This is a genomic window from Legionella sp. PATHC035, assembly GCF_026191115.1.
Classification (GTDB): domain Bacteria; phylum Pseudomonadota; class Gammaproteobacteria; order Legionellales; family Legionellaceae; genus Legionella.
Genome location: NZ_JAPHOT010000001.1, coordinates 951525 through 963619, shown reverse-complemented (window position 1 = coordinate 963619; position 12095 = coordinate 951525). Strand labels below are relative to the sequence as shown.

The window sequence follows — 12095 nt, the reverse complement described above, 5'->3', positions numbered from 1 at the left end:
CTTATTTGATTCCAATGAACTATGATTTCAAGTTGATTTACCCAAAAATTGCTCGGATTATTTTTAATTTCAATTGGGTATAGGGCAGGTATTTCAAGGGAAGTTCAAACCAAAATGGCTTTTTTAAAATGCTTTTGAAATGGCTGAACGCTTTAAAACCGGCTTCACCATGGTAACTTCCCATGCCACTGTCGCCTACGCCGCCAAAGGGAAGGTGGGAATTGCAAATATGCATGATCACATCATTAATACATCCACCACCAAAAGAAATCTCATTTAAAATTCGGGTGTGCACTTTTGAATTTTTCCCAAAAATATAGAGAGACAAAGGACGAGGGCGTGATTTGATTTCTTGGAGGACAGGTTCTAGATCGTTAAAAGGAATAACGGGTAAAATGGGACCAAAAATTTCTTCTTTCATGATTTCATCTGTAAAGCGTACATCCTTAAGAATGGTTGGCTCAATATAGTTTTCTGTGTCAATGACTTGTCCACCCGTGAATAGTTTTTGCGGATCAATGAGCTTTTTTAAACGTTGTACGTGGTGTTGATTAATAATACGGGTGTAACTTTCGCTTTCAAGGGGATTGGGCCCAATTATTTTGCCGATTTGGTTTTTGAGCTCTTCCAATAAGGGTTGATAAATCTTTTCTTCAACTAAAAGATAATCGGGGGCAATGCAGGTCTGTCCGGCATTTAAAAACTTACCCCATACAATTCGTTGTGCTGAAATTTTCAGATCGGCATCGGCAAAAACAAGGCAAGGGCTTTTGCCCCCTAATTCCAGAGTAATGGGTGTTAAGTGTTCTGCAGCAGCCTTAGCCACGATTTTGCCTATTGTGGTACTGCCCGTAAAGAAAAGTTTATCAAAACGCATACTCAGAAGCTCTTGCGTGACATCAGCTCCGCCCTCTGCAACATAAAGATAAGCTGGATCAAAATTTTGATTGATTATTTTGGCGAGCGCAGCGGAAGTATTTTGCGGCAACTCACTTGGCTTAATGATACTGGTATTCCCTGCCGCTATAGCGGCAATTAAAGGAATTAATGTAAGCTGATAAGGGTAATTCCATGCTCCAATAATCAAGGTTGTCCCATAAGGTTCGGGCAAGATAAAACTTTTTCCTGGTTGGTTCACCAGTTCGGTTCGTGTTGCTTTGGGTTTAGCCCATTTGTTCACGAATTTAATCGCTTTATCGAGTTCATGATAAATTAAGGCAAGTTCAGTTAAATACGTTTCGAATTGTGATTTTTTTATATCTGCGTAGAGGGCTTCCGAGAGCAGTTGCTCATTTTGCTTGAGAACGGTTTTTAATTTCTGCAGTTGCTGCTTACGAAAATCGATAGCTTTCGCCGCTCCGCCAGCTGAAAAAATTCTCTGCTCTTTGACAACAGTATGAATGTTCATGTAATGGACGCCCGTGTAAAAAATTATTATTTATCAGCAGTTAAACTGATCCATTTTAGTTTTCTTCTTAAGACTTAGCTAGAGCTTATTCATTTTTTTCAGCTCAGGTTTTTCTGAAATCTGCTCACTCAAATTTGCAGTACTTGAGTATTTTTTTAATCAATCTCTGAATAAGGTGCAAAGCCTGAGAGGAGCCAGCACATTTCATCGTTTGCTTTTTTTCCTAAATTCTGCAGACAAGCTGCGTTACCTCCAGGCACTCGGGCCATTTCGAAAAGCATACAAAGCAGAGTCGACGGGGCGGTGGCACACTCACAGGTTAGAAATAAGTTAATTTAAATGGTATATTCAGGCGCACCTCCTTTCTTATATACCAAAACAGTTCGTTCAAAAGACATAAATAGTTCTTTATGCTGGTTAATCCCCCGGGTTTCTACGGTCACTATTCCTTGATTTGGTCTTGATTTTGATTCACGTTTCGCTTTTATTTCACTTTCAGCGTAAATCGTATCTCCTTCAAATACAGGTTTTAATAATTTAACCTTATCCCATTCCAGATTCGCGACTACTTTCTTGGAGATTGTATTAACGGTCATTCCTGTAATAATCGCCAAAGTAAATGTGCTATCAACTAGAGGTTTTTTCCACTCGGTGTGTTCTGCATAATGTGCATCAAAATGTAATTGAGCGGTATTCATTGTCAGTAAGGTAAACCATATATTATCATTTTGGGTAATGGTTCTTCCGGGCCTATGTTCAATAATTTGTCCCACTTCAAAATCTTCAAAGTAAAAACCAAAATCTTCCCGCAAGCGATTGGTTCCTATGGATTTATAGCTTTGATGTGACATATTCATTACCTTTTAATTGTTTGATAATTTAAGTACTTCCTGAGCATGTTTGTATATAGGGACATCAATCATTTCTCCCTTGTATTGACAGGCTCTGCCCCCAGATTGTTCGAAAAGCGCTACAATTTCTTTTGCTCGTTTTACCTCTGCTTGACTTGGTGCAAAATTTTGTTTTATGGGAATGATTTGTTTTGGATGAATGGCTAATTTTCCTCGAAAACCAAGTTCCTTAGCCCGAATCACTTCAGTAATTAATTGCTCCTCATTTGTAAAATCAAAAAAGGGAGAATCAATTGCTGGAATGTGTGTCAGTGCAGCTGTTTGGACAATTTGATGGCGTGCATTCAAAAGAACATCCCAGTTCATCTGACACCCTATATCGATGGCAAAATCGGCAGCCCCAAAGACTAAACCAGCGACTGGGGAATGAGTCACAATTGAATGTAAATTCAGCAACCCTTTTGCTGTTTCAATCAAAGCTAAAAGCTTAATATTTCGCGCTGCTAAATGGAGTATCTTATAAACAATATTTAACTCTTCAGCACTTTCTGTTTTGGGGTATAAAATAGCATCACAATAAATATCCTCTTGTCTTAAGGCGAGCAAATCAGGAAGACCTGCATCTGTAGTGATGTGGTTGATGCGAACTACAGTGAGCAGTTCCGGATGTTCTTTCTTTAAAAATTGAACTACATGATTTCGAGCTTTGTCTTTCTCTGCTGCTGGGATAGCGTCTTCCAGTTCTAAAATAAGGCCATTTGCACCTGAAGCCAGTGCTTTTGTAAAAAGTTCCGGTTTATTACCGGGTGTAAAGAGCAGGGCAGGGCATCGTGATAAATCCATTTTAAATAAATCCTTGTGATTTTGCTTGTTGTTCTAATTGCTCACGAAAGGCCGGATGGGCAATTTTAATTAATTGGTGCGTTCTTTCCGTGGTGGAGCGTCCCCTTAATTGGGCTACCCCGTATTCTGTAACCACATAATCAATATCAAGTCGGGTATCTGTAGCGATTGAGGAGAGCCGGGGAACTATCCTGGATAGCGTCCCATTTTTTGCTGTAGAACTACTGGCAATAATGGTCTTTCCACCTTCAGAATACTGAACGCCACGAATAAAATCCAATTGTCCACCCACACCTGAAAATTGATGACCAATAAACTCGGCATTGACTTGGCCACTAAAATCAATCTCGATGAAGGCATTAACAGAGGTCATTAGGTTATTTTTCCCAATCACTTTAGGTTCATTGACATAGGAGACCGGAAGACAAAACATAGAAGGATTATTATTTATAAAATCATATAAAGGTCGATCACCGATTGCAAAGGTAAATACATTGACGTGAGGGTTTAATTTTTTATTGGCATTTGTAATTACTCCTTTCTTGATAAGCTCGACCATTCCTGACGTAATCACCTCGGTGTGTATGCCAAGATTCTTATGATCGATTAATTGTTCGCATACTGCGTTAGGTACACCACCTATTCCCATTTGAATGGTTGCTCCATTGGGGATAAGGGAGGTGATGTATTGGCCAATTTGACGATCTAAGTCACTAGCAGGCTTTGAATGTTCCTCAACCAAAGCGGTGGTATTTTCGACTATGGCATCCACTTCACTGATATGAATTAATGTAGAGCCCGAAGTTCTAGGCATGTTCTCGTTGACTTCAACGATTAATTGATTCGCATAGCGCCCTAATTCAATAGCATAATCGCCGTTAGTACCTAAATTAAAAAAACCAAACTGGTCCATAGGGGAGACGGTAACTATGAACGCATCCAGTTGGGTGATGGACATAATGGTGCCAGGATAACGGCTAAAGCTTATAGGGACAAAATTGATGTATTTTTTCCCTAGACGATACCCGCGTTCCGCTAATTCAACCTCTCCTTTGGACATCATAGACGAGTAGGGTCGGATAATATGCAATAATTCTTCTTGAAAAATAGTTTCCAGGGCGATGGGACCACAGCGAAGATAGTAAACCTTTAATCCTTTTAGATCACCTGCTTTAGCACGTGCAGCCAGTGCATGGCATAGGGCTGGAGGAGTAGCGGCACGCATGCCCATAGAAATCACTGCAGATGGAGGAATTCGATTGACTGCTTCCTCTGCGGAACATAATTTTTGTTGATATTGCTTATCAAAGTTCATTCATCATCCTAATAAATAAAAAGAGTTCCCTGTAGACATTAAATTATTGATCAGGGCTATTAAATGTCAATTGTACTAATCGTTCCAATTCTTGAGCATCGGAGGGTGCAACTGCTTTTTGATCGTTATCTAGATAACAAAAAATTTGTTTCACTTCTTGCTGCCATTTGGCAAATTTATGGGCATAACTTAAAAGCGTTTTTTGCTCGTAATGACCCAAATAAGCATCGAGATGCGGTCCATGCAATCGTAAGTAGATGAAATCACTGGTTATAATTTCTGGACACTGATATCCCTTAAAATCATAAAAACAAAGCGCAATATTGTATTGAGCGAGCAAATCATAAACTTCCTGACGTAACCAGGTTTTATTTCTAAATTCAAATGTGTAATGAAATGATTCAGGTAATGCTTTAACAAACTGCTCCAGACGCTCTAGATTAAAAGGCCAATAAGGTGGCAGTTGAAATAAAACTGGGCCAAGTTTTTCCTCCAATCCTTCAATGACCTGAAGCAAATAATGAACGCTGTCTTGAACGTCTTTCAACATTTTTACATGAGTTAGATAGCGACTGGCTTTACAGGAAAAAATAAACTGTTCTGGAGTGGTTTCTCTCCACTTTGCAATCGATTTTGCAGAGGGTACGTGATAAAAACTACTATTGATCTCCACTGTGTTAAAGACGTTCGCGTAATATGCCAATTCATCTTTCTCTGCAACAGACTTAGGGTAAAATATTTCTTTCCAACCTTTAAAGACCCAACCTGAGGTACCGATATTCACGAATGGCATAGCCCTACTCCTCAGAAGCTATTCTTGATAGAAAATACCAAGCATGTTTAAACCACGTTCCACATCATCAGCTACTGTTGGTCTGGATAGTAAATACTCACCGGTATGGTCGGTCATTTCTTCCTGGGCAAAATGTAACGCCTCTTTCCATTCCTCCCGAGTATAATCGCCCCGGCCTAAATACATGAGAGCCACGAGGGTTGCTTGCTGATCAGGACGTAAATTATCTATGAATTCAACGGTTTCTTGATAAACTGGATCATTTTGATAATCAGCTAATACATAGAAGGCATCCATGTCCTCGGTGACCTCTGGAAAACTAACTTCTTCCTTAACCTGAAATTGCCGCGCCTTATCGAGAAGGTCACGAATCGTTTCTGTATCGAGACTCAACATATTCATCTCCTTATCACCTATGTTTTCCGATACAATAATAATAGCTTAAATAAAATTTATTACTTGGGCTCAATAAGCGTGTTATTTTACTGGTTGTGCAAAAGATTATCCATGAGGGCGCTGGACCCTGATTTGAAGGCACTGACACCACAAGTGCCCTAAAATCATTTTATTCAGTGAAAAGATTGGCTTGGTAGAGGCAATTCCTCTGCTGCTAATTGCGATGAGAAAGAAAAGCTGGAAAACACTTTAGGCTCTACTAAGCAGATTGTATTTAATACATTAAACTCGAAGAACTGCATGAGTTGTATTTTATCTGCGGACATAGGTAAATTTTCGATTTGGGTTCGAACAGTATGAAATTTTTGCCAATCAAAACTGTGGCGTTCTGCATCAAAATAATGGGTGTAAAGGTGTGACGCTTGTTTTTGTAGCACGTTTAATTGCTCAATCAAAGGCTTATATTGAGCAATATAAGGAGCAAAATTAAAAGTGTAAAAAATTTTAGGATGAAAATTATTGATTGGTGCAAATACATTCTGTTGAAAGCGTTCCATCAATGCAATTTTTTTGTCGTCCAACGGCAAGGATTGAATCGAGTGATAAACCTCCGTAAAAAGAGCAAAGTTAAAAGTAACTTTTGGGGTAAAGTATTCGATTTTGCTGCGATAATAAATGGTTACATCCTCTTCGAGTTGCAGTAAATTCCTTGGGAGAAAGGGATAGGGCATCATGTTGACTCCGTTGATAATGGCCTCATATCGTACATAATTTTTTAATTTAATCAAGTTGTGTAATTTTCCATGTTTCAGCTCACTTATAGATACGGTTCGGAGATGACACTTAATTAATAATCATTATTGATAAAAATGATTCTTGAAGGATTTTTAAAACCCCCCTCGTAAGAAACTGGATTTTTATCTTTTTGGATTTTTCGAAAAGGGCTCGAATGACGCACGATTTAATTGACTGCTAGACCTCCCAAAAAGAGTCAAACGCACAATAAAAAGGAAAGTATTTATTGATTTATCTCCAGCAATAACTATATTTATATATTATGCTTCACGAAATGTGTGAAGAACACGTTGTTAACTAAGGAGAGTAATGACATGAAAAGCTCCAGTGAGAAACCGACATATACTTCTAGAGACCATCTTGAGGCAGCTGCAAGCCAATTATTAAATGAAGGGAAAAAAAAGGTAAATCAACTGTATGAAGAAGGATTATCCAAGGCTAATGAAGTAGAAGAAAATGTCAAACAATATTCTGATCATTTAATAAAGAAAGTTCAAGACAATCCATTAACTTCTGTTTTAATCGCAGGAGGAATTGGCTTTTTATTATCTCGGTTAATGAAAAAGTAATGGAAGTTTTTAAACAGTTAGAGGCTTTAGTTACTGCAAAAATATCCGTTATTAAAACAGTATGGTCTTTAATTCGTCTTGAAGCAAAGTTAGCGGGACTTAGCGTTTTTCCATTGTTACTGAATCTATGCATGCTGTTTGTGGTGCTGATTACGGTGTGGCTAAGCGCCATGTTTTTAATAGGGTATTTTTTATTTTTGGCATCTAATCGTTTTCTGTTATCTATCTCCCTTATTTTACTGTTGAATGTGGGATTCTTACTTGGATTGCTTCAGTATTTATCCTATAACTTAAAAAGTATGAGTTTTCCTAAAACAAGAGCATATTTCTCTCAAAAGAGCGAAGAGCATGAGCAACTCGAGAAGACAGATTCGGGCACAAATTGCGCTGATGGACAAGAAGTTGCGATCCCAGAGCAACAAAGTAGCTGAACATCAAGATTATTTTGCCCAAAGCAAACTAACTCGTTTTCATGTACCTACATTGTTACTGATTGTTTCTGCTTTCTTTATAGGTTGGAAACTGGATCGAACGCATTGGCGTGGCAAAATAGGGCAACAACTCGTTGATGTCGGGACTTTCGCTTTGCTTAATTCCTTTAAAAAAGTTGTTCTTACTCTTCTCAAATAGTGAATTAATAACCCCTGATGTAACTAATATTTACAATTTGGGTGATAGATGTAACAATAGGTGACCTCCCTACGATATGCTTTTACATCATGCTCGTGTTCTTTTTTTACCAAAATAAAAAGTATGTTGAGATCACTCACGATTTTAAATCTGATGAATTAAGATCTGCAATCGCAGGCAATGAACGTCGGTTTGATATGATATTGAACCATAAGAAGAAAATTGTTTTTCGTAATCTTCAGGAACTCATTGAGGATTTTGGACGATTCCAGATCATTCAAACCTATGAAAAGTTTTTTAACGACAGTAGTTTTCTAATGCAACTATATGTCACTAATCTCACAAAATTTGGGTCTTCCCCAGAAAAAATGGTCTCAGAATTGGAAATCAGAAGATTGGCTTTAACCAAGGAAGAGGCTGATCCCTTAAAAAGAGAGATCCTCTTAAAAATGGTAAATAGCCTTCGTTTTTTTAAATCGTATAAACGATTTAATGCCGAATTATTGTTTCGATATAATGCAATAAAGCTCATGGATACGGATAAATTTCATTTAGAAGCAGAGCATTATCGATATCCAACACAAAAAGAAAATTATTTGCAGCTCGATCAACATTATTGGTATAAGCCGGATAGGCAAAATGGTTTTTTTATATTAAAAAATGGACAGCGTCCCTCTGATGCCATCAACTCAATTTTTGCTGGTTCTCATCTTGTGGTACTTGAATGTCATAGTTGGATGCTCTCTATTCAATATAAGGCGTTATTAGATACGGTGGGTGCAGAGAATTTTGATCTTCTTTTTGCACGAAAGCCCCTCATCATTGCAGATGCTATGTTTTTATCTGGACATTTTGCAGATGATTTAAAAGAAATACTTCCTTATCGATTTGATTTAACACAAGAGGAGTTAATCCCCGGAGATTGGCTCTTTCTCAACAATTTCCCTGAATACAGGACGGCTACCTTGTTTGATCCATCTAAAAATGGGAGTGGGCTGCACTCGATGGTGATGGGCGATCATAAATACCGCGGTTTTGGTTTACCCAAAGCAATGACGGAAAGTGAAATAAAGCATGAGTTTTTGGAGGTCTACAATGAAGACTTTCTTGCTGAGCCTATAGCTCTCAAAGAGGAAAGCATAGATACAGAAACAATGGGACTTGATGCTAATGAGCAAGACTTAGCCCCTGGGGATAGCGTAGTGATCTGTGGACATATTGATTGTCCCGAGCGTGAATGGGCAAGTGTAGAATGCATATATCATGGAAATGGCAGGTATCGATGCGAAAAATTAAAGATGGAATATGCGACGGAGAACGAAATTGTTTTGGCATTATTGGACAAACACAATGCACTACTTCCAAAAAGAAAAACAGAAAGTGATATAGATGATCTTAATATTTTCAAATCATTAAGGACCAATGTAAGGGGGATTGATTTTTCACATCAACGATTTGATTATTTATTTCAAGAATCACCATCGTTAAGTATGAAGAATTCGTCGATGTTATTTTCTTATCATCAAGATCAAAATGAGCCGCTTAAATTGGAGCCCGAATTTTTATTTTCTCCACGTAAGTGATTTATAATAAAAGGAAATTACCGATTGAACAGTTTGGTGCCCATTTTTGGATGACAAGATGTGTTTCTTATTGATAGTGCAGCCTCACGCCGTTCTGGATTGAGACACCTCCGTGAGCATCACCAAATTGTTCGATCAGAAACGGAGTATCCTCCATCAATGGGGATCGTGGCTCCGGTGATAAAATCTGAGTCGTTTGAAGAAAGAAAAACCGCTAAAGGCCCAATATCCTGGGGCTTTCCCCATTTACCGAGGGGTGTTTTCTTCCTAATTTCTTCGCCGCGAGTTGTTTGTGGTAAGGAGCCATTAATTGCAGTTTCAAACCAACCGGGCAAAATGGCATTTACCTGAATATTCCAGGGACCAAGTTCTAATGCAAGCGATCGCGTAAGACCTAAAATCCCTGTTTTTGTTGTGGCATATCCAATCGAATTAGGATGTCCAAATAGTGAGTACATAGAACCCACATTAATAATTTTTCCACGATGTTGTGGTTTCATGAAACGAGCCGCACTTTGAGAACAAAGAAATACGGAAGTAAGATTGGTACGTATGAGATGTTCCCAATGGCTCAGAGAAAGAGCTGAAAGATGCTGGTCTTCATAGATACCTGCGTTGTTAATCAAGATATCCAATCTTTTAAATTGTTCCTCAATGGTTTTAAAGCCAGCATGAATGCTGGCCTCTGAACTCACATCCATTGTTAGGGGAATTAAGTGGTGTTTTTGGGCTTGTTTTAATTTTTCCTGATCTCGGCCACAAATGATAACTTGTGCGCCTGCTTGCTGCAAAGCACATGCCATGGCGAGTCCTAATCCTCCATTTCCCCCTGTAACTAAAGCAACACAATGATTCAAATCATTTTTTGAGTTCATAATGGTCATGCACCTTTTTGATAGCAGTTATCAGTTGATCCAAATCTTCTTTTCCTAGGGTGGGTGATAGCGCAATATCAATATACGAACTAATGTATCTAAAACTGTTAGGATAAAGCTTGGGAATTTCTTGTTTGGAGACATCCTTGAATAAATAGGCCCAGTCCCAAAATCTTCGCACATTGACTTTATTGAGATCACCAAGCGCTTTCGTGTCGATCCCTTCTGCTGTAAGTGCTTCGGCAAACCAACAACAGTCTTCGCTCGACCCCTCTATCCCCAAAAGCAGATTATCGCCGAGAGGCAATACCGTTTTATCCCAGGTAGCACGAGGTCGTAAACAGGTTAAAGGGCTTATGCCTTGAATGACATACGCATAATTTTGTGACAACAAGTCAAGTCGTTTATTTAATTTTTTTAATTGGGATACTCCAAGTGCACCACGGAGTTCATCCAAGCGAAAATTAAATAACGGCAACCTGGTAAAATCAATGGTACAAGGTGCTTCGGAAAAATGCTTTTCATAAAGACGCTCATAAGCGCCTGATAAAATCACACATTTTAGATAGAGGTCTTTGTTGCTGGTTAAGATAAATCCCCCTTCCCCAGTGTTCAATGATTTATCTGATTGAGTGCTAAATGCCCCAGCTAAACCATAGGTACCCAAATATTTATTTTTTAATTTACAGCCAAGACTAGGAACCGCATCCTCAATAATAGGCACACCATGTTTATTGGCGATTTCCATAATTTGCGGGAGTGGGGCGGGAAATCCTCTCATATGAACCACGACTAATGCTTGCAGGCGACCAATTTTTTTATCAAGATCGTTAAGATCCATATGGAGATCGCGATCGACTTCGATAAGTAGTGGTTTTAATTTTGCTTGGATAATGGCACTCGGTGTTGCTGTAAATGAATAGGCAGGACATCCCACTAATGAATCATCAGGTAGATCAAGAGCCATAAGGGGTAATGAAATTGCGGCAGTTCCTGAACTTACAGCCAGTGCAAATTCACACTTAAAGTATTCCTTCAGTCCCTCTTCGAATTGTCCTACTTTAGTATCCTTGATTTCACGATTATCATAGCGAAACAATCGTTTACTTTTAATTACATCTAAGATAAGTTCAGTGTCTTCCTCATCAATGAGGACATTTCCTTTGTCATAGGTAGGCCATGGTTTTTGGCGAATGGGAGACCCTCCATATAACGCCAATTGTCTCAAAGAAGAATATTCTCTTTTCATACTACTCATACAACTCTCCATGCTATTGCTCAGGAACTTTGTTTAACTTGTTTTTTTTTATCAAGCCACAAGCGAAATCGAGCTAAAGTTTTATTCCCCCCAAAAAATCTGATGGTTGCAAGGACCATAAAACCTTTTAGGAATTGCAATTTAGAGCCTTTTCTAATCCAAAAATCGCATTCCTCTCCTTTTGTCGGTACAAATAACTTTTGATTGAAAATAGTTTTAGGAAACGGTATGGAAAAAAAGGTGCTAATATTTTTCCCATGCGTTCCAAAAATAAGGGGGCCTGGACGCAGGCACAGCACATCTAGAAATAATATGAAATAAAGAAATATGATCCATGTGGCATGTTGTGATTTTTTTTCAATCCAAAGGCATGTAATTTCATGAGGTTTCTTTCGATCAAAGCGATGAGCATGATAGAGTTTCTTTAATTGAGATGGATTTAAGGGAAGAAATGTACGATAGTTAGGACCTGAATTGATGCAAAAACCTGCCAGCATTTTTTCCTCTGATTCTCTAAAAAATATTCGCACTTTAGATTCTTTAAAGTATTCCAGATCAGCGCGATTATGGGCCAAAGACAAGTAATTGCGTGCATAGATTTTAAGTAAGCGCTCACTCTTAATTATTTTTGTTCTAATCATCATCTAGGCTCTAAAAAAACTCCTTTTTTAAGTATAGAACACAATGGTCTAAATTTGGTCTTGCAATCTAAAGTCGAACTGGATAAGTGCCCGTTTCATCAAATAAATAGGGGGAACAAAGCGTGTTAGTTTTATGAG

At 38.4% G+C, this 12095-nt stretch carries 14 protein-coding genes; 4 read left to right on the top strand and 10 right to left on the bottom strand.

The window, feature by feature from the left end:
* Positions 1–37: 37 nt before the first annotated feature.
* From OQJ13_RS04310 to OQJ13_RS04280, 7 genes are all read right to left on the bottom strand, one after another.
* Positions 38–1408: an aldehyde dehydrogenase gene (locus OQJ13_RS04310; protein WP_265709417.1), complete on the bottom strand. Its 1371-nt coding sequence runs from the start codon at positions 1406–1408 to the stop codon at positions 38–40.
* A gap of 335 nt (positions 1409–1743) precedes the next feature.
* A complete protein-coding gene (locus tag OQJ13_RS04305) occupies positions 1744–2259 on the bottom strand; it encodes a MaoC/PaaZ C-terminal domain-containing protein (protein WP_265709415.1) in 516 nt (171 codons plus the stop codon).
* Between the two features lie 12 nt (positions 2260–2271).
* A complete protein-coding gene (locus OQJ13_RS04300; protein ID WP_265709413.1) occupies positions 2272–3102 on the bottom strand; it encodes an HpcH/HpaI aldolase/citrate lyase family protein in 831 nt (276 codons plus the stop codon).
* 1 nt (position 3103) lies between these two features.
* Positions 3104–4417 (bottom strand): acetyl-CoA hydrolase/transferase family protein, encoded by a 1314-nt coding sequence (locus OQJ13_RS04295; protein WP_265709411.1) that lies wholly within the window; start codon positions 4415–4417, stop codon positions 3104–3106.
* A 43-nt stretch (positions 4418–4460) separates the two neighbouring features.
* Positions 4461–5210 carry a DUF72 domain-containing protein gene (locus OQJ13_RS04290; RefSeq protein WP_265709410.1) on the bottom strand — a complete coding sequence of 250 codons (750 nt, stop codon included), beginning with the start codon at positions 5208–5210 and terminating at the stop codon, positions 4461–4463.
* Between the two features lie 18 nt (positions 5211–5228).
* The gene (locus OQJ13_RS04285; protein WP_265709409.1) at positions 5229–5606 is read right to left on the bottom strand and encodes a DUF3775 domain-containing protein; all 378 of its coding nucleotides are present in this window, start codon (positions 5604–5606) and stop codon (positions 5229–5231) included.
* Positions 5607–5779: 173 nt separating this feature from the next.
* Positions 5780–6340: a hypothetical protein gene (locus OQJ13_RS04280; RefSeq protein WP_265709408.1), complete on the bottom strand. Its 561-nt coding sequence runs from the start codon at positions 6338–6340 to the stop codon at positions 5780–5782.
* Positions 6341–6715: 375 nt separating this feature from the next.
* Here OQJ13_RS04280 and OQJ13_RS04275 point away from each other — a divergent pair, with 375 nt between their 5' ends.
* From OQJ13_RS04275 to OQJ13_RS04260, 4 genes are all read left to right on the top strand, one after another.
* On the top strand, positions 6716–6970 hold the full coding sequence (locus tag OQJ13_RS04275; RefSeq protein WP_265709407.1) for a DUF883 family protein: 255 nt from the start codon (positions 6716–6718) through the stop codon (positions 6968–6970).
* Positions 6970–7401, top strand: a complete 432-nt coding sequence (locus OQJ13_RS04270) for a hypothetical protein (RefSeq protein ID WP_265709406.1) — start codon at positions 6970–6972, stop codon at positions 7399–7401. Before OQJ13_RS04275 ends, OQJ13_RS04270 begins: the two co-directional genes overlap by 1 nt.
* Positions 7373–7600 (top strand): hypothetical protein, encoded by a 228-nt coding sequence (locus tag OQJ13_RS04265; protein ID WP_265709404.1) that lies wholly within the window; start codon positions 7373–7375, stop codon positions 7598–7600. The genes OQJ13_RS04270 and OQJ13_RS04265 overlap by 29 nt, the downstream gene beginning before the upstream one ends.
* Positions 7601–7689: 89 nt before the next feature.
* The gene (locus OQJ13_RS04260) at positions 7690–9183 is read left to right on the top strand and encodes a transglutaminase (RefSeq protein WP_265709403.1); all 1494 of its coding nucleotides are present in this window, start codon (positions 7690–7692) and stop codon (positions 9181–9183) included.
* A 119-nt stretch (positions 9184–9302) separates the two neighbouring features.
* On the opposite strand, the gene OQJ13_RS04255 is transcribed toward OQJ13_RS04260, so the two are convergent.
* Genes OQJ13_RS04255 through OQJ13_RS04245 form a run of 3 tightly spaced genes read right to left on the bottom strand, consistent with a single transcriptional unit; the run spans position 9303 to position 11960 of the window.
* Positions 9303–10058 (bottom strand): SDR family NAD(P)-dependent oxidoreductase, encoded by a 756-nt coding sequence (locus tag OQJ13_RS04255; RefSeq protein WP_265709401.1) that lies wholly within the window; start codon positions 10056–10058, stop codon positions 9303–9305.
* Complete coding sequence (locus OQJ13_RS04250; protein ID WP_265709400.1) at positions 10042–11316, bottom strand: DegT/DnrJ/EryC1/StrS family aminotransferase; 1275 nt, start codon at positions 11314–11316, stop codon at positions 10042–10044. The genes OQJ13_RS04255 and OQJ13_RS04250 overlap by 17 nt, the downstream gene beginning before the upstream one ends.
* Before the next feature lie 20 nt (positions 11317–11336).
* Positions 11337–11960 carry a hypothetical protein gene (locus tag OQJ13_RS04245; protein WP_265709399.1) on the bottom strand — a complete coding sequence of 208 codons (624 nt, stop codon included), beginning with the start codon at positions 11958–11960 and terminating at the stop codon, positions 11337–11339.
* Positions 11961–12095 lie beyond the last annotated feature (135 nt).